Here is a 26,733-nt window from a genome sequence, read left to right as displayed (position 1 = left end):
ACCTCCGGGGGCTTCGGTGTTCGCGGTGCCGCGCATGGAACCAGCGCGCGGTGAGGGCATCAAGAGGGCGGCGCCTCATCCGGCTTCCGCGCGACGAAGGAGCCGAGGCCGGGCTCCGTGTACGTCAGCCCCTCCTCGCGCAGCGCACGGAGAACCTTGTGCGCTGTCGCGTTGGCGATGCCGAACTCCGCGGTGAGCTGCACGACGGACGGGACACGCGTACGTGGCGGATAGGTGCCGTCAGCTATACGGCCACGCACCACGTCCGCGACCTGACGCCAGCGGGGGATGTCGGGAGCAAACTCGATCACCGCATCAGCATGAGCACGCCTAGCGCTATAGGCGATACCTGGAATACTTAGCATGCCTAGTATGCCTAGGCTACTCTGAGCGTGTCAGACCCCCGCGACGGGTGGAGCCGTCCGGGGGCGTGGCCACCAGCCGAACACAGACCGGAGCCGATGACATGACCGACCTTATCCGCTGCCTCATGACGTGGGTGGGCGTTTTAGTCCTCCCCCGTGGCACCCACCGCCGCACCGGCCCCCGCCCCATGCATCTCCCCCTGCCTCCCCCGCCACCCGCGACCGACACCGTCCCTCTCCCCGCCCACCGCAGCCCCTACGGCCTGCCCACCCTCCTCGACGGCGCCGAGACCGTGGCCGTACGCCCGTACGTCGCAGAGCACCGGCCGTACCAGATGCGGGAAGCGGCATGAGCGCACCGCGCGAGCCACGCCTGCTCCCCTGGTCCAGCCCCGAGGGCAAGCCCTGCTACCTGATCACCGACGACGCAGGCGGCCCCGTCTCCCGGCTCGCCGACGCCACCGAGGCCACGCAACTGACCATGGGCACCGAACTCCTCGCCCACGCCCGCAGGCTGCTCCCCGACACCCCGTGCGGCGAACTCCGTTACCTCGCCGAACGCCTCACCGAGGCCCTCGCGGACGCGCTGCGGGTGGCCGAGAGCCGGAAGGCGCGGATCTCGCTAGGGGGCCGCTCCCGGTCGGGGTACGGTCCTGCCATGCTCCCATCAGTCGAAGGTGAACTCCGGTCCCCCGTCACCGCGGACGATCTCGACCTCGCCGTGCAGCTCGCCGTGGCGGTCCTGCGCGAGGCGCCGTCGGCCGCCTGGGAGGGCAGGGCCGGTTCCCTGGAGTGGGACTGCTGGGAGACGGTCGAGCACCTCAGCGACGACCTCTTCGCCTACGCCGCGCAGATGGGCCCGAAAGCACCGCCTCTGGACGGCGAGGTGCCGTTCGTCTGGGAGAGCCGACGGTCCGGCGGCCCGGCGAACGCCATCCACGCGGACCGCGAGGCTGGCCCCGCCGGCCTGTTGCAGGTTCTCGAGGCGAGCGGCGCGCTGCTGGTCGCCATGGTGCGCACGGCGCCCCCGCAGACCCGGGCTCACCACGTCTTCGGCGTCTCGGACCCGGAGGGCTTCGCCGCCATGGGGATCGTGGAGACGTTGGTGCACACGTACGACCTGACGCAAGGGCTCGGCCTCGTCTGGAACCCGCCGGCCGATCTGTGCTCGCGGGTACTCGCCCGGCTGTTCCCGGACGCCCCGTCGTCCACGGACCCCTGGCCCACCCTCCTGTGGGCCACCGGACGCACCGCCCTACCCGGACACCCTCGCCTCACGGCATGGCGCTGGGACGGCACTCCCCGGGCGTAGCCGAGGCAGGCGGTGCGTGATCAGCCGGGGACCTGAACGTCCGCCGTCCATCGGACGACGTCGGAGGTCTCGACCCGGAAGCGCCCCTTGCCGCCTTCGGCCAAGTCGAGCTGGTTGACGCTGGTACGGACGCCGGTGCTGGGGCAGTCGACGGTGACTTCGACCTCGCTGTCGATCGCCACCCTGAGCATGCCCGTCCCGGTGTCGGCGACGCAGTTGGCGTTGACCCAGGAGACACCCGCCGGGAGCCGGACGCTGCCCAGGTCCCAGTCGCCGCGCCGGGGGCCTCCGGCCGCGAGCCGGCGGTGCCCCGGCCGCAGCTCCGGTGCCGTGAGGCCGGCCGGTGAGGCAGGGGGTGACACGCTGGGCGCGGGAGACGGTGTCTTCCGGGTCCCCTGGCTCGCGCTGGTGCATCCGAGGGAAGCGGCCAGCGTGACGATGGTGACGGCGAACGCGGTGGTCCGGAGGTGAGGCATGGCGAGAGTCGTTCCTGCGGTGGTGTCGGAGGCTCTGACAGCGAGTGCGGACCGGTTGTTAGCGTTCGGCCACGTGAACGACAGCGTCTACGTGGGCAATGCGGGCAAGGATGCAGCACTGGACCGAGGCTGGCTCCTCGGTCACTTCAAGGACGTCGGCGACCCACGCCACAGCGAGTCCGTAGAGATCAAATGGGGCGTCCATCCCTGTGCCGACAGGAGATCGCATTGGGTGAGGGGCGAGGAGCGCACAACTCTCCTGGTCCTCATCAGCGGCCGCTTCCGCGTCGAACTGCCCGGCGGCAGCGTTCTTCTGCAGGAGCAGGGGGATTACGTCGTGTGGGGGCGCGGAGTCGATCACTCGTGGTTCGCGGAGGAAGAGTCGGTGGTACTGACCGTTCGGTGGCCGTCCGTGCCAGGTTATGCAGCGGCAGAGGTTTCCCCGCGTCGCAGCGATTGATGTGGTGTGTCTGTCGACCATCACACCCGCCGCACGGATCACGCACAGTGATGGAAGCCATACTTCCGGCTCAGGTGTTGCTCAAGCTTTCATGAAGTCGTTCGGCTTTCATTCAGCCCCTGCGCCAAAACCTCCGCCACATGCCACCCCCTCACCCCCGCCACCTGCTCCAGCTGCGTCCGGCACGAGAAGCCGTCCGCCAGGACCACCGCCTCGGGCAGGGCCTCGCGGACCGCTGGGAGGAGCTGGTCCTCGGCGCAGGCGGCCGAGACCTCGTAGTGGCCCTTCTCGAAGCCGAAGTTGCCGGCCAGGCCGCAGCAGCCGCCGGTCAGGTCGCCGGTGAGGCCCGCGGCGGCGCGCAGGCGGCGGTCGGCTCCGTCGCCGAGGACCGCGTGCTGGTGGCAGTGGGTCTGGCCGGTGACCGGGCGGTCCAGGGCGGGCGGGGTCCAGTCGGGGGCGTGGCGTTCCAGGGTCTCGGCGAAGGTGAGGACCCGGGAGGCCAGGCGGGGCGCTCGCGGGTCGTCGTGGAGGAGTTCGGGCAGGTCGGTGCGGAGCGCTGCGGCGCAGCTCGGTTCCAGGACCACCACCGGGGCGTCGGTGTCGAGGACCGGTTCCATCAGGTCGAGGGTGCGGCGCATGACCGTACGGGCCTGGGCGAGCTGGCCGGTGGAGACGTAGGTGAGGCCGCAGCAGACGCGGGACCGGCCGCGGAGAAGGGAGAGGGGGTCGAGGGCGACCGACACGCCGTCGCCCACCCGCGCCTTGGTCAGGCGCACGGTCGGCGGGAGCGCCACCCGCAGCCCGGCCGCCCTCAGCACGCGTACGGCCGCCTGCCCGACGGACGGCGAGAGGTGCTCGGTGAAGGTGTCCGGCCAGAGGACGACCAGGGGGCCGGTACCCTCGGTGGCCGTTCCGCGCTGCCGGTCCCACCAGCGGGTGAACGGCACCGGCGCCAGCTTCGGGATGTCCCGTTCGGGCGCGATGCCGCCCAGTCGTTTCGCCGCCCAGGCCAGCGGCCGTACCCGGGTCAGCGCGTTGACCAGCCGTGCCGTGCGGGTGCGGGACACCGCCCGCAGCCAGCGCGGCAGCCGGCCCATCGAGTAGTGGGCGGCGGGACGGCGGCGCCCCGCGTAGTGGTGGTGCAGGAACTCCGCCTTGTACGTGGCCATGTCGACCTCGACCGGGCAGTCGGAGCGGCACCCCTTGCAGGACAGGCACAGATCCAGCGCGTCGCGGACCTCCGTCGACCGCCAGCCGTCCGTCACCAGCTCCCCGGCGAGCATCTCGTGCAGCAGCCGGGCGCGGCCCCGCGTGGAGTGCTCCTCCTCGCCGGTCGCCCGGAAGGACGGGCACATCACCGCCGGCCCCGACACCGACTCCGTACGGCACTTGGCGACGCCCACGCAGCGGCGGACCGCCGCCGAGAAGTCACCGGCGTCGGACGGGTAGCCGAAGGCGACGTCGACCGGGCCGCGCGGCAGGGGCGCGAAGCGGAGGTTGGCGTCCAGGGGTGCCGGGCGGACCAGCATGCCCGGGTTGAGCAGGTCGTCGGGGTCCCAGACGGCCTTCGCACGCTCGAACAGCGCGACCGTCTCCGCGCCGTACATCCGCGGCAGCAGCTCCGCGCGGGCCTGTCCGTCGCCGTGCTCGCCGGACAGCGAGCCGCCGTGCGCCACCACCAGGTCGGCCAGCTCCTCCGAGAAGCGGCGGAAGGCGGCGATCCCCGGCTCGGTCAGCAGGTCGAAGTCGATGCGGACGTGGATGCAGCCGTCGCCGAAGTGCCCGTACGGCGTCCCCCGGAGGTTGTGGGAGGACAGCAGGGTCCGGAAGTCCCGCAGGTACGCGCCGAGCCGGGCCGGCGGCACCGCGCAGTCCTCCCAGCCGGGCCACGCCTCCGAGCCGTCCGGCATCCGGGTCGCCGTGCCGGAGGCGTCCTCCCGGATGCGCCACAGCGTCCGCTGCCCGGCCGGGTCCGTCACCACCCGCGCGTCGAGGACGTCCGCCGCCCGTACGATCGCCTCCGCACGCGCGCGTGCCTCGTCCGGCGACTCCCCGCCCGTCTCCACGAACAGCCACGCCCCGCCGCGCGGCAGCCCGTCCGGCGAGGGCACCAGGTCGGCCGCCATGCCCTCCACCGTCAGCGGGCCGTGCGAGAGCAGTCCCGCCGCCGCCTCCGCCGCCGCGCTCTCGTCGGCGTAGCCCAGCACGGCGAGCGCACGCGCGTGTGGCGCCTCGACCAGCGCGACGACCGCCTCCGTCAGCACGCCCAGCGTGCCCTCCGAGCCGCAGAAGGAGCGTGCGACATCGGCGCCCCGCTCCGGCAGCAGCGCGTCCAGGGCGTAGCCGGAGATACGGCGGGGCAGCTCCGGGAAGCCGGTGCGCAGCCGTGCCAGCTCCCCGTCCACCAGCTCCCGCAGGCCCTCCGGTGCCCCGGCCCAGTCCCGCCCGAGGCGCAGCCGCCGCCCGCGCGCGGTGAGCACCTCCAGCTCGCGCACGCTGTCCGCCGTGGTGCCCCAGGCCACCGAGTGGGAGCCGCACGAGTTGTTGCCGATCATGCCGCCGAGGGTGCACCGGCTGTGCGTGGAGGGGTCGGGGCCGAAACGCAGACCGTGCGGGGCCGCGGCCTCCTGGAGCCGGTCCAGGACCAGCCCCGGCTGCACCACCGCCGTGCGCGTCCCGGGGTCCAGGGAGAGCAGCCGGTTCATGTGCCGGGTGAAGTCCAGGACGACGCCCGTGCCGGTCGCCTGCCCCGCGATCGAGGTGCCGGCGCCGCGCGCCACGACCCGCACGCCGTGCTCCCGGCACAGCGCCAGCACGGCCGCCACGTCGTCGGCGTCCCGCGGGGCGACCACCCCGAGCGGCACCCGCCGGTAGTTGGACGCGTCCATCGTCGTCAACGCCCGTGCGGTGACGCCGAATCCGACCTCGCCCCGGACGTTCCTGCGCAGTTCCGCCTCCAGATCCGCCATACCTCCAGGAAACCAGCCCGGGCGGCTCTCCCGGGCCGTCCCGTCCCGTCCGCCGGTGGAACTGCGTCTCATCCGGCGGACGGCGGTGCCGTCCGGTTTGCGGGAACGGCTAGGCTCGCCCCGTGGCTGAGATCCAGATTCCTGCTGACATCAAGCCCGCCGACGGCCGTTTCGGCGCGGGTCCCTCCAAGGTGCGGACGGAGGCGCTGGACGCGCTGGCCGCGACCGGTGCGTCCCTGATGGGCACCTCCCACCGCCAGGCCCCGGTCAAGAACCTGGTGGGCAAGGTGCGCGAGGGCATCTCCGAGCTGTTCCAACTGCCCGACGGCTACGAGGTCGTCCTCGGCAACGGCGGCTCGACCGCGTTCTGGGACATCGCGACCCACGGTCTGATCGAGAACAAGTCGCAGCACCTCTCCTTCGGCGAGTTCTCCTCCAAGTTCGCCAAGGCCGCGAGGCTCGCCCCCTGGCTGGCCGAGCCGACGGTCGTCTCCGCGGACCCCGGCACCCACCCCGAGCCGGTCGCCGAGGCGGGCGTGGACGTGTACGCCTTCACCCACAACGAGACCTCCACCGGCGTCGCCATGCCCATCAAGCGCGTGGCGGGTGCCGACGAGGGCGCGCTGGTGCTGGTCGACGCGACCTCCGGCGCCGGCGGCCTGCCGGTCGACGTGGCCGAGACCGACGTGTACTACTTCGCGCCGCAGAAGTCCTTCGCCTCCGACGGCGGCCTGTGGATCGGCGTGTTCTCCCCGGCCGCGCTGGAGCGCGCCGAGCGCGTGCACGCCTCCGGGCGGCACGTCCCGGAGTTCTTCTCGCTGCCGACGGCGATCGACAACTCCCGCAAGAACCAGACGTACAACACCCCGGCGCTCGCCACCCTCTTCCTGCTGAACCAGCAGCTGGAGTGGATCAACGGCCAGGGCGGCCTGGACTGGGCGGTCCGCCGCACGGCCACCTCCGCCCGCACCCTGTACGGCTGGGCCGAGGACATCAAGTACGCCAACCCGTTCGTCACCGACCCGGCCAAGCGGTCGGCGGTCATCGGCACGATCGACTTCACCGACGAGGTCGACGCCGCCGCCGTCGCCAAGGTGCTGCGTGCCAACGGCGTCGTCGACACCGAGCCCTACCGCAAGCTCGGCCGCAACCAGCTGCGCGTCGCGATGTTCCCGGCGATCGACCCGGCGGACGTCGAGGCGCTGACGAAGTGCGTGGACTACGTCATCGAGCGGCTCTGACCTCCACGCCCGTACGGCGATGACTCCGCGGTCGTACGGCGAGGGCCTCCACGGCCGTACGACGACGAGGGGCGCCCGGTGATCACCGGGCGCCCCTCTCCGCCTCCGTGCCCCGGCAGGGTCAGCGGCTGAGCCTCTGGAAGCGGCGCACCGCCAGCGGCAGGAAGATCGCCGTCAGGATCAGCGGCCACACGCCCGCCATCAGCATCGCGTGCTGCTCGACCCAGGAGTCGCCACCGCCGACCGGCGTGCCGAACAGCTCGCGGGTCGCCGCCGCCGTGGAGGAGATGGGGTTCCAGGCGGCCACCCAGCCCAGCCAGTCGGGCATGAGCTGCGGGGCGACGAAGATGCTGGAGATCATCGTCAGCGGGAACGCCACCGCGAACAGCCCGCCGGCCGCCTCCGGGTTGGGCACCAGCAGCCCGAGCCACACCCCGATCCAGATCAGCGCGAACCGCAGCCACAGCAGCAGCCCGAACGCGGCGACGAAGCCGAGGCCGCCGTCCGGCCTCCAGCCCATGGCCATCGCCGTCAGCATCATGATGCCCAACTCGGCGCAGGCGACGACGAGATCGGTGACCCCGCGTCCGGCGACCACCGCGGACGACGCCATCGGCATGGACCGGAACCGGTCGATGACGCCCTTGGTGGAGTCGTAGACGACGAGGGTCGCGGTGTTGATGAAGCCGAAGGCCATGGTCATCACGAACATGCCCGGCATCAGGAAGTCCTTGTAGTCCCCGCCGCCGGGCACCTTCATGGCGCTGCCGAAGACATAGCCGTACAGCAGCACGGACAGGATCGGGAAGCCGAGCTGCCAGGCGATGTTGACCGGCTGGCGCCGGTAGTGCAGCAGGCCGCGGCGGACGATGTTGCCGCAGTCGGCCAGCAGCCAGTACACCCGGCCCCGGCTGCCGGGTACGGTCAGGTCCAGGGCGCTCATGCCGCCGCCTCCTTGTCCGTGCGGTGTCCGGTCAGGCGCAGGAAGACGTCGTCGAGGCTCGGCCTGCGCAGTCCGATGTCCTCCACCCGCACGCCCTCGTCCTGGAGGGTGCGGGCCACCTCGGTCAGGGCGGTGACCCGGTCGGTGACCGGGGCGTGGACGCGCAGTTCGGTCTCGTCGGTCTCGGGTTCGCCGTCGGAGACGCGGGCGACCACCTTCACCGCCCGGGGGATGTCGGTGCGCTCGGCGAGCACGACCTCGACACGGTCGCCGCCGACGAGGTTCTTCAGCCCGTCCGGGGTGTCGTCGGCGATGGCCCGGCCCTGGTCGATGACGGTGATCCGGGAGGCCAGCTTGTCGGCCTCCTCCAGATACTGGGTGGTCAGCAGCACGGTCGTGCCGCTCGCCACCAGCGCCCGCACCGACTCCCAGACCTCGCCGCGGCTGCGGGGGTCGAGCCCCGTCGTCGGCTCGTCCAGGAACAGCACGGCCGGGGCGAGGATCATCGACGCGGCGAGGTCGAGGCGGCGCCGCATGCCGCCGCTGTACTTGCCGACGCCCTTGTCGGCGGCGTCGGTCAGGTCGAACTGCTCCAGCAGCTCGCCGGCCCGCAACCGGGCCCGGCGTCCGCCCAGGTGGAACAGCCGCCCGAACATCTCCAGGTTCTGCCGGCCGGTCAGCACCTCGTCCACCGCCGCGTACTGCCCGGTGAGCCCGATGCGGGCGCGTACCTCGCGCGGCTGCCGGGCGACGTCCAGGCCCGCCACCCGCGCCCGCCCGCCGTCCAGCTTCACCAGCGTGGACAGGATGCGCACGGCGGTCGTCTTGCCCGCGCCGTTCGGCCCGAGCAGGCCGTGCACGGTGCCCTCGCGGACGGTGAGGTCGAAGCCGTCGAGGGCGCGCTTGTCGCCGTAGCGCTTCTCCAGGCCCTCGGCCCGGACCGCGTAGCCGTCACTCATGGGTCCCCCTTCCAAGAACTGGGTACAGCGTACCCGATTGCGCGTACGCCGTACCCAGTTTTTTCGGAAGGATCTAAGCTGAGCCGTATGACAAGGGGCAAGGACGGCGGACGGACCGGCACCGGCGGCGGCAGGACCGGCACGGAGACCAGCGGCAGCGGCGACATCACCCGCACGCTGGAACTGCTGTGGGACGCCGGCCCCCGGCCCAGCCGGGGCCCCAAGCCGGGCCTGACCCTGGACCGGATCGTGGAAGCAGCCGTCCACGTCGCGGACACCGAGGGCCTGGAGGCGGTGTCCATGCGCCGCGTCGCCACCGATCTGGGCACCGGCGCGATGTCCCTGTACCGCTACGTCCCCGGCAAGGCCGAGCTGCTCGACCTCATGCTGGACCGGGTCCAGCGCCCCTCCGGCGAGCCGCACGCCGGCCTCGGCGACGGCACCTGGCGCTCGGCCCTGGAGACCCTGGCCCGCGAGACCCTCGCCCTCTACCGGCGCCACCCCTGGCTGCTCCAGGTCAACCAGTCCCGCCCGATCCTCGGCCCCGGCGCGCTCGACGGCATGGAGCGGGTGATGGCCCGCATCAAGCCGATGGGCCTGAGCGACCCCGAACTGGTCTCGGCGCTCCTCCTCGTCGACGGGTACGTCGTCGGCGCCGCGCGCACGCAGGTCTACCAGGAGGAGGCGGAGCGCAGGTCCGGCCTGACGACGGCGGAGTTCTTCGAGGCGCAGGGCCCGGTGCTGGAACGGGTCATGACGTCGGGGCGCTATCCGGTCCTGATGTCCCTGTCCGAGGACACCTGGAGCCCGGACTTCGACCACTTCGAGTTCGGGCTCCAGCGGATCCTGGACGGGCTGGAGGTGTTCGTGGACGCCCGGCGCGCACGGACCGAGCCGGACGGACCGCCGGGACCGGACGGACCGACGGGACCGGCGGGACCGGACGGGTCAGCGGCGGCGGACGGATCAGCGGCGCCTGAAGAGCCGTCGTAGCCCCAGGACGGCGAGCACCGCGACGGCGGCGGCCAGCGCGCCGGTCCTGAGGCTGCCGTCGGCCGCGCTCCCGTCGTCACCGCCACCGCCGTCCGAGGACGCCGAGCCCCCGCCCTCCGACGGCGAACCGCCGCCCCCGGGCACGTCCTCGGCCTGCACCGGGGAGCCGGTCCCCTCGGTCCCGAACAGCAGCTTCGTGCCGTCGGCGGTGTAGGTGACGGACTCCCCCTGCCCCTGGAGCGGCACGTCGAGCCGCCCCCCGCGCTCGATCCGCCCGCCGTTCCAGTCGTACCAGACGCCTCCGAAGTAGCCGCGCACGGCGAGCTGTTCGCCGTCGGGCGAGAGGGCGGCGTCGGTGGCCCACAGGTCGACGGCGGCGGTGGGCCGGAAGACGTTGTCGCCGGCGGCGGACAGCTCGGCGGGGCCCTCGTAGAGATGCCCGCCGTCCTCCTGCTTGTCGATGATGTACACCCGCCCGGTCCCGGGGTGCACCACCATCGACTCGGCGTCGCGCGGCCCGTCCGCGTACTTCACCACGTACTGCGTGGCCCTGACGGTCCGGTCCCGCAACTCCTCGGGCTCGGGCAGCTCGTAGATCCACACGTGCGGCCACCGGCCGCCGAAGTTGTCCCCGATGTCACCGACGAAGATCCGGTTGCCGGGCCCGATCGCGATCGCCTCGATGTCGCGCGGCGTCCCGACACCGCTGAGGGCGATCCTGGCGACGGTCTCCCCGGTCGCGCCGTCCACGGCGTACAGGTAGGGCCCGTCGTCCTGGTCGTTGTGCGTCCAGTAGACGCCCGGGTGGAGCCGCGAGGCGGCCAGCCCGCTGGACTCGGTGATCCTCGGGTCGCGGATGGTGAACCCCTCGTCCCCGTCGGCGGCGGAGGCGGGCACGGAGACGGCGCCCGTGAGGAGGGCCGCGGCGAGGAGGGCGAAGGGTCGGCGCATGCCCCAAGCCTGCCACCGCCAGGGGCGGTTCGCGTCGGGTGGCAGGGCTCACATCGCGGGCGCCGCACCGATCGTCCATGATGATCGGATGCTCAGGTTCATGCCCGTCGGCGACTCCATGACCATCGGGAGCGCGGGCGAACACACCTGGCGCTACCGGCTGTGGCAGCACCTGTGCACGGAGTACGGCGGCCCCTTCACGCTGGTCGGCCCGCGCGAGACGCTGTACGACAAGGCGGCGGACGCTCCGACGTCCCTCGCCTACGCCGACCCCGGCTTCCCGCGGGCCCACCTGGCCGGCTGGGGCGAGGGCTGGCTGCACATGGCGCCGCTGATCGGCGATGCGGTGCGGACGTGCCGCGCGGACGTGCTCCTGGTCTCCCTGGGCCTGATCGACCTGGGCTTCTACACCGACGCCGACCAGACGGCGGAGAACGTCCGGGCCTTCGTCGCCGCCGCCCGGGAGGCCGACCCGCGCATCCGCCTGGTCGTCCTGCCGGTGATCCCCAACATCCGGGCGCTGACCGACCCGCCCTTCGGCGAGCAGGTCACCCGCTTCAACGAACTCCTCGCCAAGACCGCCGCCGACCTGGACGAGCCCCGCTCCCCGATCCTGCTGGCCTCACCGCCGCCCGGGTACGACATCCACACCGACACCTACGACGGCACCCACCCCAACGCGGCCGGCGAGCACCGCATCGCGGGCGCCTTCGCGGCGGCGATGCACGAGGGCTGGGACCTGGGCGGCCCCTACGAGGCACGGGCGTAGCCTCACGAGGCACGGGCGTAGGCGTCGCCGCCCGCGGCCGCCTTCCGTGTCGTGTCACCGTGCGTATCGTTGTACCGCGCGGCTGCACTCGTCCTTCGAGCAGCCGGGGAGGAGCGCCACGATGACCGTCGTAGACACCGACAGGATCGAGATGGCCGACGACAACGCCCAGCGCCTCGACCAGTGGTTCGAGCTGATTGAGCGGATGGTCCCCGAGGGTTACAAGGTCGAGGTCGTCGAGGGGGCCGTCCACATGGTGCCGCAGCGGGACACACACTTCGAGATCACTCGCAGGATCATCCGGGCGCTGGAGGACGGCTTCGGGATGGACGTCCTGGTGAGGTCGGACGTGCGCATCGACTTCCCCGGGTTCCAGAACGGCTTCTGCCCCGACGTGATGAAGCTGCGCGACGGGGCGAAGCGCGATCCGGAGCGCGGCTGGTGCCACGAGGACGTCGAGTTCGTCGCCGAGGTCATCTCCCGTGGGACCGGAATGAACGACTACGGCCCGAAGAAGGCCGCGTACGCGGAGGCCGGAGTTCCCGTCTACCTCATCGCGGACCCGTACCAGGGCCGCTGCCACGTCTTCACCGACCCCAAGGACGGCGACTACCGCTCCGTCTCCCGGTTCGACTTCGGCGAGCGGATCGACCTGACCCACACGCTCCTCGGTCTCACCCTCGACACCGGCCCGTTCCCCCGCGACTGAGCGGTCCTTGCCTATAGTCCACTCCAAGCCGTTGGCTTGGGGACCATGGAGTACACGCAGCTCGGACGCACGGGACTCAAGGTCGGCCGGATCGTTCTCGGGACCATGAACTTCGGTCCGCAGACCGACGAGGCGGACAGTCACGCGATCATGGACGCGGCGCTGGACGCCGGGATCAACTTCTTCGACACCGCCAACGTCTACGGCTGGGGCGAGAACAAGGGCCGTACCGAGACCATCATCGGCAACTGGTTCGCCAAGGGCGGCGGCCGGCGGGACAAGGTCGTGCTGGCGACCAAGGTGTACGGGAACATGGGCCTGGACGGCGGCCCCGTCTGGCCCAACCACGACAAGCTGTCCGCGGTGAACATCCGGCGGGCCGTCGACGCCAGCCTCAAGCGGCTCCAGACCGATCACATCGACCTCTACCAGTTCCACCACATCGACCGCGCCACCCCCTTCGAGGAGATCTGGCAGGCGATCGACGTCCTGGTCCAGCAGGGCAAGGTGCTCTACGCCGGATCGTCGAACTTCCCCGGGTACAAGATCGCCCAGGCCAACGAGACCGCCGCCCGGCGCGGCGGCACCATCGGGCTGGTCAGCGAGCAGTGCCTGTACAACCTCGCCGAGCGGCGGGCCGAGATGGAGGTCATCCCGGCCGCGCAGGACTACGGCCTCGGGGTGATCCCCTGGTCGCCGCTGCACGGCGGGCTGCTCGGCGGGGTCCTCAGGAAGGAGGCGGAGGGGCGGCGGCGCGCCTCCGGGCGGTCCGCCGAGGCGCTCGCGAACCCGGCCGTGCGCGCGCAGGTCCAGGCGTACGAGGATCTGCTCGACAAGCACGGGATCGAGCCCGGCGAGGCCGCGCTGGCCTGGCTGCTCACCCGGCCGGGCGTGACCGGGCCGATCGTCGGGCCGCGCACCGCCGATCAGCTGGCGTCCGCACTGCGCGCCGTCGAGCTCGAGCTGCCGCAGGAGCTGCTGGACGGCCTGGACGAGATCTTCCCGGGTCCGGGGCCGTCCCCGGAGGCGTTCGCCTGGTGAGGTCCCGGCAGTCGTGACCGCGGGGCGGCGGCCACGGTCACCTTCCGAGGGCCGCCGCCACCGCCACCACCGCGAACATCAGCACAAGCACACCGGCCATGATCCGGTTCCGGGTTTTCGGGTCCACGCCGTCGAGCCTAACCGGCGCCGCCGAGCGGCCAGCGGGCGACCGTCTCGTAACGCGGCTGCTCCCCCGGCACGCCGGACCTCGGCAGGTTGCTGCGGACCAGGCACAGCTCGCCCACCGTCCAGGTGCGGCCGGTGAAGGCGTCCAGGGTGCGCACGTACTCCCGTACGTCGTAGGGGTCCCGGCCGCGGGCCACCGTGAGGTGGGGCCTGTAGCGGCGGTGCTCGGCCGTCTCCAGGCCCGCCTTGCGCGCCGCCGACCCGGCGCGGTCGGCCAGCAGGCGCAGCGCGGCGGTGTCACCGGCGGCCCCGGCCCACAGCGCCCGGCCGTGGCCGAACTGGCCGCCGCCGCGCAGCGCCAGCTCGAAGGGCTCGGTGCGCCGGGCCGCCCGCTCCAGACGGGCCGACAGCCCGGGCACGAGGGCGTCGTCGACCTCGCCGTAGAAGGCGAGCGTGAAGTGCCAGCCGGGGCGCCCGGTCCAGCGCAGCCGGTCCGCGCCGGGCAGCCGGTGCAGCCGGTCCACCGCGGCGGCGAGTTCCCGCAGCGCGTCCTCGGGGGGCAGTACGGCGGCGAAGAGTCTCATGGGGTCCCAGTCTGCCCGCCCGGCGCCCGGCGCCCGGCGTTCACGCCGCGCGTGCCAGCTCCTTGCCCTCCTCGCGGGGCACGAACCGGACCCTGGGGTGGCCGTGGTGCCAGCCCAGCGCCAGCCGGACGCCGCCCACCCGGGCCAGGACCAGGGCGATGACCACGGCGGCGGTGGCGGCGACGGCGCCGCCCACGGCGAAGCCGGCCCGGGCGCCGTAGGTGTCGGTGATCCAGCCGACGATCGGGGCGCCGACCGGGGAGCCGCCGAGGAAGACCATCATGTACAGCGCCATCACGCGGCCCCGCATGGCCGGGTCGGTGGACATCTGGATGCTGGTGTTGGCGGTGACGTTCACCGTCATGCTGAAGACGCCGATCGGGACCATCAGCAGGGCGAACAGCCACAGCTCGGGGGCGGTCGCGGCCACGATCTCCAGCAGGCCGAAGCCCAGCCCCGCCGCGAGCAGCACCCGCATACGGGCCGTGCCGCGGCGCGCGGCGAGCAGGGCGCCGGCGAGCGAGCCGACGGCCATGAGGGTGTTGAAGAGGCTGTACTCGCCGGCGCCCGCGGCGAAGACGTCGTCGGCGAACGCCGACAGGAAGACCGGGAAGTTGAAGCCGAAGGTGCCGATGAAGCCGACCAGGGCGATGGTGCCGAGCAGTTCGGGGCGCCCGGCGACATAGCGCAGGCCCTCGCGGAGCTGGCCCTTGGCGCGCGGGGCGCGCTCGACGGCGTGCAGTTCGCGGGCGCGCATCAGGAGCAGGCCGGTCAGCGGCGCGACGAAGGACAGGCCGTTGACGAGGAACGCCCAGCCGGTGCCCACCCCGGTGATCATCAGGCCGGCGACGGCCGGGCCGACCAGGCGGGCGGACTGGAAGTTGGCCGAGTTCAGGCTGACCGCGTTCTGCAACTGCTCCCGGCCGACCAGCTCGGAGACGAAGGACTGCCGGGCGGGGTTGTCCACGACCGTCGCCAGGCCCATCGCGAAGGCGGCGACGTACACGTGCCAGACCTGGACGTGGCCGGTGAGGGTGAGGACGGCGAGGAAGAGCGCGCTCACGGCCATCGCCGACTGGGTGACCAGCAGCGTGGGGCGCTTGCGCAGACGGTCGACGAGGACGCCGCCGTACAGGCCGAACAGGAGCATCGGCAGGAACTGGAGGGCGGTGGTGATGCCGACGGCGGCCGAGGAGCCGGTGAGGGTGAGCACCAGCCAGTCCTGGGCGATGCGCTGCATCCAGGTGCCGATGTTGGAGACGACCTGGCCGATGAAGAACAGGCGGTAGTTCCTGACCTTCAGGGAGGCGAACATCGAGGTCCGGCGCGGCCGGTCGGGGGTGTCGGGGGTGTGCGGTGCGGGGACGGAAGCTGCTCCGGGTCCCGTACTCAACAGGGTCGCCTCCTCGTCGGTGCTGTTCTACAGATGCGCGAGCTTCTCCAGCACGGGGGCGGCGGCGCGCAGTTTCGCCCACTCGTCCTCGTCCAGTTCCTCGACCAGGGAGGCCAGGAACGCGTTCCGCTTGCGGCGGCTCTCCTCGAGCATCACCACGGCCTGCTCGGTCGGCGTCACGACCTTCTGGCGCCGGTCCTCCGGGTGCGGCTCCAGCCGGACCAGGCCCTTGGCCTCCAGCAGCGCCACGATGCGGGTCATCGACGGCGGCTGGACGTGTTCCTTGCGGGCGAGTTCGCCCGGGGTGGCGCTGCCGCAGTTGGAGAGGGTGCCGAGCACCGACATCTCGGTGGGGCTGAGCGACTCGTCGACCCGCTGGTGCTTGAGCCGACGGGACAGCCGCATCACTGCGGATCGAAGGGCGTTCACGGCGGCAGCGTCGTCGCCATGGCTGAGGTCCGGCATCTCCTTAGCGTAACTCATTAGACTGCCGAAGGACCACTGGGATCAGGGCTCCGTTCCCGTGAGCCCGGCCACCGAACCCTCACATCACCCGTACGAGTGAGTCATGTCCGGAAACTGGAGCGTCACCCGGTCCGCCGAGGTGACCCTCGTGTCCATGGGGACCAGCGTGCTCAGCCTGCGGATAGACGGGGAGCTGCTCGAACGGCTCCGGCACCATGCGGCGAAAAGAGGAATGAGCGTCCAGGACTATGTCGTCCGGACGCTCATCCGTGATGACTTCGACGAGCGGTTCCAGGCCGCCGTCGAGGAGACGGAACGGTTCTACGGGGTCACCTGAGCCCCCCGGGCGACCGCCCGCCCGCCGCTCAGGTCAGGCCCAGGGCCGGCATCAGGTAGTAGAAGGCGAACACCGCCGACACCGCGTACATCGCCACCGGCACCTCGCGGCCCCGGCCGGCCGCCAGCCGCAGCAGCGAGAAGGTGATGAAGCCCATGCCGATGCCGTTGGTGATCGAGTAGGTGAACGGCATCATCAGCATCGTCACGAAGGCCGGGATGGCCAGCGTGTAGTCCGCCCAGTCGATCTCCTTGATCGCGTGGGACAGGATCAGGAAGCCGACCGCGACCAGCGCCGGGGTGGCCGCCTGCGACGGCACCATCGTGGCGACCGGCGTCAGGAACAGCGCCACGGCGAACAGACCGCCGGTGACGACGTTGGCCAGACCGGTGCGGGCGCCCTCGCCGACGCCGGCCGTGGACTCCACGAAGCAGGTGGTGGCCGACGCGGAGCTGGCACCGCCCGCCGCGACCGCGACGCCGTCCACGAACAGGACCTTGTTGATGCCGGGCATCTGCCCCTGGGCGTCGGTCAGCTTGGCCTCGTCGCTGACACCCATGATCGTGCCCATCGCGTCGAAGAAGCACGACAGCAGCACGGTGAAGACGAACAGCACACCGGTGAGCAGACCGACCTTCCCGAAGCCGCCGAACAGGCTGACCTGGCCGACCAGCGAGAAGTCCGGGCTGGCGACCGGGTTGCCGGGCCACTCGGGCGTGGTCAGGCCCCAGGAGGGCACGTCGGCGACGGCGTGGACGACCACGGCGACGACCGTCATCACCACGATCGAGATCAGGATGGCGCCGGGCGTCCGGCGCACCAGCAGCGCCAGCGTCAGCAGCACGCCGAGCACGAAGACCAGCACCGGCCAGCCGCCCAGGTGGCCGTCGGCGCCGAGCTGGAGCGGCACGGTGGTCTGGGCGGCGTCCGGGATGCGGGAGACGAAGCCGGAGTCGACCAGACCGATCAGCATGATGAACAGGCCGATGCCGATGGCGATGGCCTTGCGCAGGCTGTAGGGCACGGCGTTCATCACGCGCTCGCGCAGGCCCGTGGCGACCAGCAGCATCACCACGAAACCGGCCAGCACGACCATGCCCATGGCGTCCGGCCAGGACATCTGGGGCGCGAGCTGGAGCGCGACGACGGAGTTGACGCCGAGGCCGGCGGCGAGCGCGATCGGCACGTTGCCGATGACGCCCATCAGCAGGGTGGTGAACGCGGCCGTCAGGGCCGTCGCGGTGACCAGCTGCCCGTTGTCGAGCTGGTTGCCGTACATGTCCTTGGCGCTGCCGAGGATGATCGGGTTCAGCACGATGATGTAGGCCATCGCGAAGAACGTGGCGAAGCCGCCGCGGATCTCGCGGGCGACGGAGCTGCCCCGCTCGGAGATCTTGAAGTAGCGGTCGAGCGCGCCGTACGGCGGGCGGTCACCGGGGTGCTCGGGGGCGGGGACCTTGGCGGAGGCCGAGGTGGGCATGCGAGTCCTCATCACCAGCAGGCTCCCCCACGGCCCTTTGGTGTTTTCTACGAACAGAAGTGGTCAGAGACAAACGGATTCAGTATGAACGTATGAGCGAGGGAATGCCATCTCCGCGCGTAGAGCGGCCGTGTCCGCGGGGCCCGACCCGTTTGTAAGCTGTGGCCATGGCGAAGTGGACCCCAAGGCACGAGGCGCCGGAGCCCCTGGAGGGGCCCGTGGTCGCCACCATCACCGGCGGCACCCTCGTGTGGTTCGTCCTCTTCCTGGCACAGCTGCCCTTCTACGGCTGGTTCGAGGACCACGGGCACACCTGGTGGCTGTGGACCTGTCTGGCCGGCGGCGGGCTCGGCCTGATCGGCATCTGGTACGTCCGCAGGCGCGACGCCGCGATCAAGCGCTCCCGCGGGGAGTCGGAGCCCCAGGAGGCACAGCCCCGCGAGGCGTAGTACCACGGCACCACATCCGCCGTACCCCGGCAGCACGCCCGCCGGGCACCCCTCCTCCCCAGGTCGGATCTTCCACCCGTCCGGCGGGTGCGGCCCCCGGTCCGCACGTACCGTCGAGGACATGACGCACCTCGACGCGGGCGCCTCGCTCGACCCCGTCCACCCCGGACCGGCCCCCTCCCCCGTGACCGGGCTGACCTCCGCCCAGGTCGCCGAGCGGGTCGCGCGCGGCCAGGTCAACGACGTCCCGTTGCGCAGCAGCCGGTCGATGGCGGACATCGTCCGCGCCAACGTCTTCACCCGGTTCAACGCGATCATCGGCGTCCTCTGGGTGATCATGCTGATCGTCGCGCCGATCCAGGACAGCCTGTTCGGCTTCGTGATCCTCGCCAACACCGGCATCGGCATCGTCCAGGAGTGGCGGGCGAAGAAGACCCTGGACTCGCTCGCCCTGATCGGCGAGGTCCGCCCGACGGTGCGCCGGGACGGCACGGCCGCCCAGGTCGGCACCGCCGAGATCGTGCTGGACGACGTCATCGAGATCGGGCCCGGCGACAAGGTGGTGGTCGACGGGGTGTGCGTGGAGACGGACGGCCTGGAGATCGACGAGTCGCTGCTGACCGGCGAGGCCGATCCGGTGGTGAAGCGGCCGGGGGACCAGGTGATGTCCGGCAGCTTCGTCGTGGCCGGGGGCGGCGCGTTCCAGGCCACGAAGGTCGGGCGCGAGGCGTACGCGGCGCAGCTCGCCGAGGAGGCGTCCCGGTTCACGCTCGTCCACTCCGAGCTGCGCTCCGGCATCTCCACGATCCTGAAGTACGTCACGTGGATGATGGTCCCGACCGCGATCGGCCTGATCATCAGCCAGCTCGTCGTCAAGGAGAACGAGCTGAAGGGCTCCATCGCCCGCACCGTCGGCGGCATCGTGCCCATGGTCCCCGAGGGCCTGGTCCTGCTGACGTCCGTCGCCTTCGCGATCGGTGTGATCCGGCTCGGCCGCAAGCAGTGCCTGGTCCAGGAGCTGCCCGCCATCGAGGGCCTGGCCCGCGTCGACACGGTGTGCCTGGACAAGACCGGCACGCTGACCGAGGGCGGCATGGACGTCACCGAGCTGCGCCCGCTGAACGGCGTCGACGAGGGGTACGTACGGCGGGTGCTCGGCGCGCTCGGCGAGGCCGACCCGCGGCCCAACGCCTCCCTCCAGGCGGTCATCGAGGCCTGCCCGGCCCCCGACGGCTGGCGCTGCACCGAGTCCCTGCCCTTCTCCTCCGCCCGCAAGTACAGCGGCGCCGCCCTCGGCGAGGACGACGGCCGGACCGGCACCTGGCTGCTGGGGGCACCGGACGTGCTGCTCGCCGAGGACGACCCGGCCCTCGCCGAGACCGGGCGGCTCAACGAACAGGGCCTGCGGGTGCTGCTGCTCGCCCGGGTCACCCGCGAGCTGGACGACCCGCGGGTCGCCGAGGGCGCCGAGCCGGCCGCGCTGGTCGTCCTGGAGCAGCGGCTGCGGCCCGACGCCGCCGACACCCTGCGCTACTTCGCCGACCAGGACGTCCGCGCCAAGGTCATCTCCGGTGACAACGCCGTCTCGGTCGGCGCGGTGGCCGCCAAGCTCGGACTGGACGGCGGGACGGTGGACGCGCGGCGGCTGCCCGCGGAACCGGACGAGATGGCCGCCGCGCTGGACGGCGCCACGGTGTTCGGGCGGGTCACCCCGCAGCAGAAGCGGGAGATGGTGGGCGCGCTCCAGTCGCGCGGGCACACGGTGGCGATGACCGGCGACGGCGTCAACGACGTCCTGGCGCTGAAGGACGCCGACATCGGCGTGGCGATGGGCTCCGGCTCGGAGGCGACGCGCGCGGTGGCGCAGATCGTGCTGCTGAACAACAGTTTCGCGACGCTGCCGTCCGTGGTCGCCGAGGGCCGCCGGGTCATCGGCAACATCACGCGCGTGGCGACGCTGTTCCTGGTGAAGACCGTGTACTCGGTGCTGCTGGCGATCCTGGTCGTCTGCTCGCAGGTGGAGTACCCGTTCCTGCCCCGGCACCTGACCCTGCTGTCGACGCTGACGATCGGGGTCCCGGCCTTCTTCCTCGCCCTCGCGCCCAACAAGGAGCGGGCGAAACCGCACTTCGTGCGGCGCGTGATGCGGTACGCCGTCCCCGGCGGGGTGGTCGCCGCGACGGCGACCTTCGTGACGTACCTGGTGGCACGCGGCCACTACAGCGGGCCCGGGGCGCTGGACGCGGAGACCAGCGTGGCGACGCTGACGCTGTTCCTGATCTCCCTGTGGGTGCTGGCGATCATCGCCCGCCCCTACACGTGGTGGCGCGTCGGGCTGGTCGCGACGATGGGGGCGGCCTTCCTGGTGGTACTGGCGGTGCCGTGGCTCCAGGACTTCTTCGCGCTGAAGCTGGTCGGGGCGACGATGCCGTGGATCGGGGTCGGCATCGCGGCACTGGCGGCGGGCACGCTGGAGCTGCTCTGGCGGTGGGTCGACCGCCGGTTCCCCGCCTGACCGTCCACCGGGAACGGGGGCGGGTACGCCCGCCGGGCAACCGGCTTGCGACAATGCCGAGTTGTTCATGACCGGCACGGAGCGGGGGACGGGTCGATGGAGGCACTGGACGCGCGGGACCCACGCCGGGTGGGCCGGTACCGCGTTCTCGGGCGGCTCGGTGAAGGTGGGATGGGCCGCGTCTACTTCGCGCGGAACCCCGGCGGGCGCTCCGTGGCGCTGAAGTTCATCCACCCCGACATGGCGGCCGTTCCCGGCTTCCGGGACCGGTTCCGGCGCGAGGTGGAGGTCGTCCGGCGGATCGGCGGCGCCGGAACCGTGCCGGTGGTGGACGCGGGCGTCGACGAACGGCATCCCTGGTACGCGGCGGAGTACGTGCCGGGCCCCTCGTTGCAGGAGGCCGTCGACACCTTCGGCCCGCTGCCGCCCGAGGCGCTCTGGCGGTTCGCGGCCGACCTGGCCCGGACGCTGGAGCACGTGCACCGGCACGGCCTGGTCCACCGGGACCTCAAGCCCTCGAACGTGCTGCTCTCGGCGGCGGGGCCCCGGCTCATCGACTTCGGCGTCGTCCACGCGGCCCTGGACACCGCGCTCACGGCCAGCGGCGCCCGCATCGGCACGCCGGTCTACATGTCGCCCGAGCAGGCGTACGGGGAGCCCGTCACACCCGCCAGCGACGTCTACAGCTTCGGGCTGACCCTGGCCTTCGCGGCCGGCGGCGAGGTGCCGCACCGCGGCACGCTGTCCGGTCAGCTCCCCGCCGAACCGGCGCTGGCCATGCTGGTCCGGCACTGCCTGGACGCCGACCCCGCCCGCAGGCCGGACGCGGCCCAGCTGGTGGTGCAGGCCGCCGCGCGCGACACCACCACCGACGCCTGGCTTCCCGCGCCCGTGGTGTCCCTCATCGCGCGCCGCTCGGAGGAACTGCTGAACCTGGAGGCGGAGCGGGACGGCGACGCGGACCCCCGCCAGGGGCAGGCGCCGCCGCCCACCGAACCCGACCCGGCCGCCGCGTACGGCTCCGGCCCCGCGTTCCACGACGCGCCCACCCAAGGCCCGGGCGAGCGAAACCCCGGCCCCGCGGCACCCCCACCGCCCCGGACGGCACCCCCGCCCCCGGGGCCCACGCCTCCACCGCCGGGGAGCACCCCTCCCCCGGCCGGGACCGCACCCCCGCCGCCCCGGAGCACTCCCCCTCCGCCCGGGCGCCCCTGGACGCCGCCGGGCACCGGCCCGGAGCCGGAGCCGTCTCGGCGGCCCGCGGACTGGGTGCACGACGGCATCCTCGGACGCCCTCTCATCGGGCTGGCGTGGCTGGCGCCCGTCACCCTCGCCTCGCTGCTGATCGCCCTGGCCCTGCCCACCTTCTTCGGCTGGCTCCGGCTGCTGCTGGCGGTGGGTCTGGCGGGCCTGGCATGCCTGCTGGCGACGCCCGGCAGCCGCGCGGACACCGGGCGCTGGTTCCGCGCCGCCCAGGCCTACTGGACCGTCGTGGCGTTGCTGACCCTGCAGACCTGGTTCGCGGCAGGCGCGTACGACGGCGACCTTTTGGAGGTACGCGTCCGGCAGCGGCCGTCCCCGTTCCAGGAGCTGGCCGGCACGGCGCTGGGCTCCCTGGAGCTGTTCCTGATGCTGGGCTCGCTCGGCGCCTTCTACCTGCTGCCCGCCACCGTCGGGCGCTGGATGCGGGCGCGCCGCGAAGGCGTCTGAGGCGCTGCCGGCGGCTCAGTCGAACCAGCGGTCCCTGGCCAGTTCCTCCGTCCGGGACGGGTCCTCCAGCAGCGCCGCCACCTCGAAGCGGCGGGGCCACTGGCCCGCCGCCCAGGCCAGGCCGGCCGCGACGCCCTCCAGGGTCGCGGCGTGCAGGACACCGTCGTCGGTGTGCCGCCAGTCGATCTCCACGCCGTCGACCACCAGCTCCTCGTGCTCGACGTACGACGCCGGGGTCCGGGGGCCGAGCAGCACCCGCACCGGCTCGGGCACCGCGTGCTCCGTGCCCTCGGAGCCGACCTCGCCGGTGACCGACTCGCTCAGCCGCCGCACCTGGAACAGCTCCGCCAGTTCGGCGGCCCGCGTCGGGCGGACCGGCAGCAGCGGTACTCCGGCGGTGAAGGGCAGCAGGTCGGGCGAGTCCACGACCACCGCGTCGGCGGCGTCCACCACCTCGACGCGGCCGTCGACGACCGCGCGCAGCTCCTCCGGCAGCGTCACCTGCTCCGGGTCGAGGTCGGCCAGCGCGCCGTACAGGGCGTGCAGCTGGGCGGCGGTCACCGGCCGGGCGGGATCGGCGAGGCGGTCCAGCAGCTCGGCGGCGCCGCCCGGCTCGTCCAAAAGGGCGGCCACCGAGGTGCGCACCCCGAGGGCGCGCAGCACCTGCTCGTCGTCGAAGCCGGCGGCGTCGGCCTCGTCGTACAGGCCGCGCAGCAGCGGGTCGCCGCCGGCGGCGCGCAGCCCGGCGGGGCGGCGGCCGTCGAGCACCGGGTGCCCGCGCAGCCACCAGGCGGTGTACGGCCGGACGACCTCGTGGGTGCCGTCGGGCAGCAGGACGCGCACGGGCTGGACGAGGGCGTCGCGCAGCGGGGGCCGGGACAGCAGGGCGAGCGCCCGGGCCCACTTGTCGTCGTCCACCAGGTCCAGGTCGCGGACGGCGACGATCTCCGTGGCGACCGGCGGAACCGGCGTGTCCGGGAAGCGGTCGAGGACGTCCTCGCACCACACGTCGACGGCGTCCAGCAGGCCCGCGTCGTCCGGCTGCGCGAAGTCGCCCTCGCGGGGCTCCAGTTCGTCGGGGTCGAGGACGACGTCGGTGGCGCGGACCAGGGCGAAGTCGACCAGGACACCGCAGGCGGCGAGCGGCTCCGGCCCCCACCTGTCGGCCAGTTCGGCGTCGACGGCGGCGAGTTCGCCCTCGCGCATGACCTCGGCGAAGGGCCCGCCGGGGAAGACGAGTTCGCCGGCCGGGGACAGCTCGCCGTCCTCGTCGGTCAGCGCGAGCGCGCCGAGCCAGGGCTCCTCGCCGGGGTCGAGCCCGGCGTCGCGGACCAGCCCGAGGACCGTGTCGGCCAGTTCCTCGGCGTCGAGGGCGTCCTCCTCCCAGCTCGGCCCGCCGTCGTCCTCGAGCGAGGCGGCGACGGCGGCGCGGACCTGGGGGGTGGTGAGCACGGCGCGCGGGGTCGCCGGGAGCGCGCCGAGCTTCTCCAGCAGCGGGTGGGCGGCGTCCGGGTGGACGACCTTCAGCCCGAGCCGGGCGAGGATCTCCGGGTCGAGGGCGGTCGCGTCCGGGGTGGGCAGCAGGACCTGCCGGGGGCCGATGGTGGTACGGCCGCCGCCGGAGCCGAACGTCCGGGCCGCTCCCCCGGCCAGCGGCACCGGCAGCCCGGTCAGCCGGTCGGGGTCGACGCCGGCCAGGCTGTCGTACAGCCGCCACCACCACTGCGGTGCCTTCTCCAGCCCGGCCAGCCGGTCGACGGCGTCGGTCAGCGAGACCCGGGCGACGCCGAGGGTGCGCAGTTCCACCCGCCGCTCCAGGCCGGCCGGCAGCAGGGTGGGCAGCACCTCGGCGAGGACGGCCACGGTGTCGGCGCCGGCGCCCTCCAGCACCTCGGCGTCGCGCGGGCGGAGCGACGCCGGCAGGTCGGAGTCGTCGTCGCCGCGCGGTGCGGCGGCGGGCGGCAGGAAGGAGGTGCGCGGCAGCCGTTCGAGGACGGCCTGCCGCAGCGCGCCGTCCAGTTCCCCCTTGCCGAGCGGTCCCGGCACGAGGTCGATGATCCCGGCGGTCACCGGCTGCCAGTCGGCGAGCAGCCCGGCGTAGGCGTCGGCGGCGCGCTGGACCAGGAAGTCGGTGAGCGGCCCGGGGGCGGTGTGCCGGCGGGTGGAGTCCAGCGGGAAGGACGCGATGAGCAGGGCGGGGACACCGAGCGGCTCGTCGCTGGGGGTGGGGGCGTGCACGACGGGGCTGGTCCGCGGCCGCCGCGGGGCGCCGTCGGCGTCGACCGGCACGGCCCAGGTGACGGACCAGTGGGGGCGCAGCCGCTCCTCCACCGGCCGGTCGGCGAGCAGGTCGGGGGTGAGCGGTCCGTGCGCGGTGGAGGTGCGCCACCGGGTGGTGCCCTCCCGGGAATCCTCCACCACGGTCAGCCCGCCCTCGGTACGGCGGCGCAGGGTGCGCAGGCCGTCCGTCTCGACGACCACCTCCTCCAGGCCGGGCAGGGCGAGGAGCAGGGCGTCGTCGACGGCGTTCAGGAGCCGCTCGGCGAGGTCGGCGGCGGGTGTGTCGCGCAGCGGGAGGATGACGGCGGTGTCGTACGGGTCGGGGGCGGTGCCCTCGGCGGCGTACGGCAGGCGCAGCAGTGGTACGTGCCCGTCGCGGCGGCGGATCTCGTCGCCCAGGCCGGGGCTGTGCCGGGCGGTGTCGGCGGCCAGGTCGCGGGCCTCGGCCAGCGACCAGCGCACGCCGCCGTGCCGGCCGACGACGGCGGGCTCGTCGGTGACGGCCAGGACGGCGGCGAAGCCGACGCCGAACCGGCCGACCGACGCGGTGCCGGACTCCCGCTTGGCGGAGGCGCGCAGCGTGGACAGCGACTCGACGCCGGCCGCGTCCAGCGGTGCGCCGGTGTTGGCGGCGACCAGGACGCCGTCGCGCAGGGTGAGCCGGAGCCGGCCGGGCACGCCCGCGCGGGCGGCGGCGTCGGCGGCGTTCTGCGCCAGCTCGACGACCAGCCGGTCCCGGTAGCCGCCGAGGACGAGGTCCTCCTCGGCGTTGGCGTCCTCACGGAACCGGGCGGGGCTGGTGGCCCAGGCGTCGAGGACGCCTCGCCTGAGGCGGGCGGTGCCGAAGGGGTCGGCGCCCTCGGCTGCGGGCCGCACGAACTTGCTCACGTTCACACTCTCCTCATCGGCCCTGATCGGCGTGAGGTCGAAGGTACCGCGCGGTGCGGCGACGGCGCCGAGTGCCGGTTCACCGTGGCCCGCGTCCCCGGGGGCTGCGCCCCGGACCCCCATCGGCCTGGACGGCCTCGTCCTCAAACGCCGGACGGGCCGGCGAAGGACCCGGCATCGACCGCCACAGGCCCGTCGGAGACTACGAATGCCCCAGTTCCGCCGACGACTCGTCCTCCACCGCCGGGACCGACCCGGAGTCGGCCGCCGGGCGCAGCGGGAACGGGTCCACCCGCGTCTCGTCGATCACCGGCGGAGCCGGCTGCGGCGGCTTGGGCATGACCGCCGCCTCGGAGTGGCCGCCGCAGCCGTAGCCCAGGGAGACCACGCGGCCGTCCGCGGGGGAGAACTCGTTGGCGCACACCCCGAAGGCCTGGCCGAGCGAGCCGCCGACGGGAACGAGGAAGCCGCAGGAGACACAGGCCGCGGGGGCGGCCTGGGCCATCGCCGTCTTCGGTCCGTACGCCTCCTCCCAGCGGTCGGCGGCGGTGTGCAGCCCGTAGCGGGACAGGACGCGGGCGCGGCGCATGCCCAGTTCCTCGGCGACCGCCGTGATCGAGCCGCGGGAGGGGGCCGTGGGCAGCTCGGCGGGCGGGCCGGAGGTGACCTCGGCGTCCTCGGCCTCGACGAGGTCGGCCATCTCGTGGGAGACGGCGGAGTTCGGCGGCGGCTCGTCCTCGCCGGACCAGCCCGGCTCCAGGCGCAGGTCGTCGGCGTCGGTGGGCAGCAGGTCGCCGGGGCCCATGTCGCCGGGGCGCAGCCGCTCGCTCCACGGCACCCACTCCGGGGCGAGGACGGCGTCGGGGCCGGGCAGCAGGGCCGCCTCGTCCACCGTGACGACCTTGGCGCGGGAGGCGCGGGCCACGGTCACGGCCCAGCGCCAGCCGCGGTACCCGAGTTCCTTGCAGGCGAAGAAGTGCGTGACGACGCGGTCGCCCTCCGACACCATCCCCTCGTGCTCGCCGACGACACCGGGCGCGGCGGCCTCCTCGGCCGCGGCCCGGGCGAGGTCGACGGCCTCGGCGCACAGGCGGTCAGGGGTGCGGCTTCGCGTTGTCGCTGCGCTCACAGGTATCGCTTCTCTCCATACGCCGTCTCACGAGTGCGCCTGTCAGCGGAGGGCGGACGGAGCGGACCCGGGGACCGCGTCGACGTCCGCGCCCGATCGCGCTCGGGCGCACCTACGTCATCCATTCTGCGGGATGGCCGTACGGCGCGCGGCCGAGAACGTTCGCCACGGCGCGCTACGCACGCTACC

Annotated in this window: 24 protein-coding genes; 12 read left to right on the top strand and 12 right to left on the bottom strand. The window is 73.1% G+C overall.

Translation table 11 applies throughout. From position 1 onward, the window contains the following. Nucleotides 1-59: 59 nt before the first annotated feature. Nucleotides 60-311, bottom strand: a complete 252-nt coding sequence (locus ACZ45Q_RS16230; protein ID WP_416526387.1) for a GntR family transcriptional regulator — start codon at nt 309-311, stop codon at nt 60-62. A gap of 242 nt (nt 312-553) precedes the next feature. Between ACZ45Q_RS16230 and ACZ45Q_RS16225 the strand changes: the two genes are divergently transcribed. Together ACZ45Q_RS16225 and ACZ45Q_RS16220 are read left to right on the top strand one after the other, a co-directional pair. Next, nucleotides 554-718 carry a hypothetical protein gene (locus ACZ45Q_RS16225; protein ID WP_468260874.1) on the top strand — a complete coding sequence of 55 codons (165 nt, stop codon included), beginning with the start codon at nt 554-556 and terminating at the stop codon, nt 716-718. 305 nt (nt 719-1,023) lie between these two features. Then, on the top strand, nt 1,024-1,677 hold the full coding sequence (locus ACZ45Q_RS16220) for a maleylpyruvate isomerase N-terminal domain-containing protein (protein ID WP_468261160.1): 654 nt from the start codon (nt 1,024-1,026) through the stop codon (nt 1,675-1,677). A gap of 20 nt (nt 1,678-1,697) precedes the next feature. Here the strand turns inward: ACZ45Q_RS16220 and ACZ45Q_RS16215 are convergent, their stop codons facing one another. Continuing rightward, complete coding sequence (locus tag ACZ45Q_RS16215; RefSeq protein WP_468260871.1) at nt 1,698-2,153, bottom strand: hypothetical protein; 456 nt, start codon at nt 2,151-2,153, stop codon at nt 1,698-1,700. Nucleotides 2,154-2,226: 73 nt separating this feature from the next. Here ACZ45Q_RS16215 and ACZ45Q_RS16210 point away from each other — a divergent pair, with 73 nt between their 5' ends. Next, nucleotides 2,227-2,613: a cupin domain-containing protein gene (locus ACZ45Q_RS16210; RefSeq protein ID WP_468260868.1), complete on the top strand. Its 387-nt coding sequence runs from the start codon at nt 2,227-2,229 to the stop codon at nt 2,611-2,613. An 89-nt stretch (nt 2,614-2,702) separates the two neighbouring features. On the opposite strand, the gene ACZ45Q_RS16205 is transcribed toward ACZ45Q_RS16210, so the two are convergent. Next, on the bottom strand, nt 2,703-5,582 hold the full coding sequence (locus tag ACZ45Q_RS16205; protein ID WP_468260865.1) for an FAD-binding and (Fe-S)-binding domain-containing protein: 2,880 nt from the start codon (nt 5,580-5,582) through the stop codon (nt 2,703-2,705). A 122-nt stretch (nt 5,583-5,704) separates the two neighbouring features. On the opposite strand from ACZ45Q_RS16205, the gene serC reads away from it, so the two are divergent. After that, nucleotides 5,705-6,823 (top strand): phosphoserine transaminase, encoded by a 1,119-nt coding sequence (gene serC / locus ACZ45Q_RS16200; RefSeq protein ID WP_468260862.1) that lies wholly within the window; start codon nt 5,705-5,707, stop codon nt 6,821-6,823. A gap of 121 nt (nt 6,824-6,944) precedes the next feature. Here the strand turns inward: serC and ACZ45Q_RS16195 are convergent, their stop codons facing one another. Both ACZ45Q_RS16195 and ACZ45Q_RS16190 read right to left on the bottom strand, forming a co-directional pair. Next, nucleotides 6,945-7,766 carry an ABC transporter permease gene (locus ACZ45Q_RS16195; RefSeq protein WP_468260860.1) on the bottom strand — a complete coding sequence of 274 codons (822 nt, stop codon included), beginning with the start codon at nt 7,764-7,766 and terminating at the stop codon, nt 6,945-6,947. Then, nucleotides 7,763-8,725 (bottom strand): ATP-binding cassette domain-containing protein, encoded by a 963-nt coding sequence (locus tag ACZ45Q_RS16190; protein WP_468260857.1) that lies wholly within the window; start codon nt 8,723-8,725, stop codon nt 7,763-7,765. Before ACZ45Q_RS16190 ends, ACZ45Q_RS16195 begins: the two co-directional genes overlap by 4 nt. Before the next feature lie 87 nt (nt 8,726-8,812). Between ACZ45Q_RS16190 and ACZ45Q_RS16185 the strand changes: the two genes are divergently transcribed. Beyond that, entirely contained in the window at nt 8,813-9,718 is a 906-nt protein-coding gene (locus ACZ45Q_RS16185; protein WP_468260855.1) for a TetR/AcrR family transcriptional regulator, read from the top strand. On the opposite strand, the gene ACZ45Q_RS16180 is transcribed toward ACZ45Q_RS16185, so the two are convergent. Further along, a complete protein-coding gene (locus tag ACZ45Q_RS16180; protein WP_468260852.1) occupies nt 9,692-10,669 on the bottom strand; it encodes a WD40 repeat domain-containing protein in 978 nt (325 codons plus the stop codon). The genes ACZ45Q_RS16185 and ACZ45Q_RS16180 overlap by 27 nt on opposite strands. Nucleotides 10,670-10,757: 88 nt before the next feature. On the opposite strand from ACZ45Q_RS16180, the gene ACZ45Q_RS16175 reads away from it, so the two are divergent. The 3 genes from ACZ45Q_RS16175 (at nt 10,758) to ACZ45Q_RS16165 (ending at nt 13,188) form a co-directional block, all read left to right on the top strand. Next, nucleotides 10,758-11,438 (top strand): SGNH/GDSL hydrolase family protein, encoded by a 681-nt coding sequence (locus ACZ45Q_RS16175; RefSeq protein ID WP_468260850.1) that lies wholly within the window; start codon nt 10,758-10,760, stop codon nt 11,436-11,438. A gap of 121 nt (nt 11,439-11,559) precedes the next feature. After that, the gene (locus ACZ45Q_RS16170; RefSeq protein WP_468260847.1) at nt 11,560-12,147 is read left to right on the top strand and encodes a Uma2 family endonuclease; all 588 of its coding nucleotides are present in this window, start codon (nt 11,560-11,562) and stop codon (nt 12,145-12,147) included. Between the two features lie 45 nt (nt 12,148-12,192). Beyond that, a complete protein-coding gene (locus tag ACZ45Q_RS16165; protein ID WP_468260844.1) occupies nt 12,193-13,188 on the top strand; it encodes an aldo/keto reductase in 996 nt (331 codons plus the stop codon). A 137-nt stretch (nt 13,189-13,325) separates the two neighbouring features. On the opposite strand, the gene thpR is transcribed toward ACZ45Q_RS16165, so the two are convergent. The 3 genes from thpR to ACZ45Q_RS16150 are packed head-to-tail and all read right to left on the bottom strand — an operon-like array spanning nt 13,326 to nt 15,756. Further along, nucleotides 13,326-13,898: an RNA 2',3'-cyclic phosphodiesterase gene (gene thpR, locus ACZ45Q_RS16160; RefSeq protein ID WP_468260841.1), complete on the bottom strand. Its 573-nt coding sequence runs from the start codon at nt 13,896-13,898 to the stop codon at nt 13,326-13,328. Nucleotides 13,899-13,938: 40 nt separating this feature from the next. Beyond that, entirely contained in the window at nt 13,939-15,291 is a 1,353-nt protein-coding gene (locus ACZ45Q_RS16155) for an MFS transporter (RefSeq protein WP_468260838.1), read from the bottom strand. Nucleotides 15,292-15,318: 27 nt separating this feature from the next. After that, nucleotides 15,319-15,756, bottom strand: a complete 438-nt coding sequence (locus ACZ45Q_RS16150) for a MarR family winged helix-turn-helix transcriptional regulator (protein ID WP_468260835.1) — start codon at nt 15,754-15,756, stop codon at nt 15,319-15,321. Between the two features lie 103 nt (nt 15,757-15,859). Here ACZ45Q_RS16150 and ACZ45Q_RS16145 point away from each other — a divergent pair, with 103 nt between their 5' ends. Next, nucleotides 15,860-16,093 carry a ribbon-helix-helix protein, CopG family gene (locus ACZ45Q_RS16145; protein WP_468260833.1) on the top strand — a complete coding sequence of 78 codons (234 nt, stop codon included), beginning with the start codon at nt 15,860-15,862 and terminating at the stop codon, nt 16,091-16,093. Between the two features lie 28 nt (nt 16,094-16,121). Here ACZ45Q_RS16145 and ACZ45Q_RS16140 read toward each other — a convergent pair whose 3' ends face one another. Beyond that, nucleotides 16,122-17,573: an NCS2 family permease gene (locus ACZ45Q_RS16140; protein WP_468260830.1), complete on the bottom strand. Its 1,452-nt coding sequence runs from the start codon at nt 17,571-17,573 to the stop codon at nt 16,122-16,124. A gap of 167 nt (nt 17,574-17,740) precedes the next feature. On the opposite strand from ACZ45Q_RS16140, the gene ACZ45Q_RS16135 reads away from it, so the two are divergent. The 3 genes from ACZ45Q_RS16135 (at nt 17,741) to ACZ45Q_RS16125 (ending at nt 22,247) form a co-directional block, all read left to right on the top strand. After that, a complete protein-coding gene (locus ACZ45Q_RS16135) occupies nt 17,741-18,022 on the top strand; it encodes a DUF2530 domain-containing protein (protein ID WP_468260827.1) in 282 nt (93 codons plus the stop codon). 121 nt (nt 18,023-18,143) lie between these two features. Beyond that, nucleotides 18,144-20,537 (top strand): HAD-IC family P-type ATPase, encoded by a 2,394-nt coding sequence (locus ACZ45Q_RS16130; protein WP_468260824.1) that lies wholly within the window; start codon nt 18,144-18,146, stop codon nt 20,535-20,537. Between the two features lie 96 nt (nt 20,538-20,633). Then, nucleotides 20,634-22,247 (top strand): serine/threonine-protein kinase, encoded by a 1,614-nt coding sequence (locus tag ACZ45Q_RS16125; RefSeq protein WP_468260821.1) that lies wholly within the window; start codon nt 20,634-20,636, stop codon nt 22,245-22,247. Between the two features lie 15 nt (nt 22,248-22,262). Here the strand turns inward: ACZ45Q_RS16125 and ACZ45Q_RS16120 are convergent, their stop codons facing one another. Continuing rightward, nucleotides 22,263-25,415: a sacsin N-terminal ATP-binding-like domain-containing protein gene (locus ACZ45Q_RS16120; protein WP_468260818.1), complete on the bottom strand. Its 3,153-nt coding sequence runs from the start codon at nt 25,413-25,415 to the stop codon at nt 22,263-22,265. Nucleotides 25,416-25,617: 202 nt separating this feature from the next. Then, entirely contained in the window at nt 25,618-26,544 is a 927-nt protein-coding gene (locus ACZ45Q_RS16115) for a DUF3027 domain-containing protein (protein ID WP_468260815.1), read from the bottom strand. Between the last annotated feature and the right edge of the window lie 189 nt (nt 26,545-26,733).

It is taken from the genome of Streptomyces sp. NPDC031049 (assembly GCF_055571015.1).
The sequence above is the reverse complement of the archived record's forward strand: the minus strand, read 5'-3'. Positions and strand labels throughout refer to the sequence as shown.

Coding starts and splice junctions, on each gene's coding strand:
- ACZ45Q_RS16225 (WP_468260874.1), top strand. CDS start 554: ATGCATCTCCCCCTGCCTCCCCCGCCACCCGCGACCGACACCGTCCCT.
- ACZ45Q_RS16220 (WP_468261160.1), top strand. CDS start 1,024: ATGCTCCCATCAGTCGAAGGTGAACTCCGGTCCCCCGTCACCGCGGAC.
- ACZ45Q_RS16215 (WP_468260871.1), bottom strand. CDS start 2,153: ATGCCTCACCTCCGGACCACCGCGTTCGCCGTCACCATCGTCACGCTG.
- ACZ45Q_RS16205 (WP_468260865.1), bottom strand. CDS start 5,582: ATGGCGGATCTGGAGGCGGAACTGCGCAGGAACGTCCGGGGCGAGGTC.
- ACZ45Q_RS16195 (WP_468260860.1), bottom strand. CDS start 7,766: ATGAGCGCCCTGGACCTGACCGTACCCGGCAGCCGGGGCCGGGTGTAC.
- ACZ45Q_RS16190 (WP_468260857.1), bottom strand. CDS start 8,725: ATGAGTGACGGCTACGCGGTCCGGGCCGAGGGCCTGGAGAAGCGCTAC.
- ACZ45Q_RS16185 (WP_468260855.1), top strand. CDS start 8,813: ATGACAAGGGGCAAGGACGGCGGACGGACCGGCACCGGCGGCGGCAGG.
- ACZ45Q_RS16180 (WP_468260852.1), bottom strand. CDS start 10,669: ATGCGCCGACCCTTCGCCCTCCTCGCCGCGGCCCTCCTCACGGGCGCC.
- ACZ45Q_RS16175 (WP_468260850.1), top strand. CDS start 10,758: ATGCTCAGGTTCATGCCCGTCGGCGACTCCATGACCATCGGGAGCGCG.
- ACZ45Q_RS16170 (WP_468260847.1), top strand. CDS start 11,560: ATGACCGTCGTAGACACCGACAGGATCGAGATGGCCGACGACAACGCC.
- ACZ45Q_RS16165 (WP_468260844.1), top strand. CDS start 12,193: ATGGAGTACACGCAGCTCGGACGCACGGGACTCAAGGTCGGCCGGATC.
- thpR (WP_468260841.1), bottom strand. CDS start 13,898: ATGAGACTCTTCGCCGCCGTACTGCCCCCCGAGGACGCGCTGCGGGAA.
- ACZ45Q_RS16150 (WP_468260835.1), bottom strand. CDS start 15,756: ATGCCGGACCTCAGCCATGGCGACGACGCTGCCGCCGTGAACGCCCTT.
- ACZ45Q_RS16145 (WP_468260833.1), top strand. CDS start 15,860: ATGTCCGGAAACTGGAGCGTCACCCGGTCCGCCGAGGTGACCCTCGTG.
- ACZ45Q_RS16140 (WP_468260830.1), bottom strand. CDS start 17,573: ATGCCCACCTCGGCCTCCGCCAAGGTCCCCGCCCCCGAGCACCCCGGT.
- ACZ45Q_RS16135 (WP_468260827.1), top strand. CDS start 17,741: ATGGCGAAGTGGACCCCAAGGCACGAGGCGCCGGAGCCCCTGGAGGGG.
- ACZ45Q_RS16130 (WP_468260824.1), top strand. CDS start 18,144: ATGACGCACCTCGACGCGGGCGCCTCGCTCGACCCCGTCCACCCCGGA.
- ACZ45Q_RS16125 (WP_468260821.1), top strand. CDS start 20,634: ATGGAGGCACTGGACGCGCGGGACCCACGCCGGGTGGGCCGGTACCGC.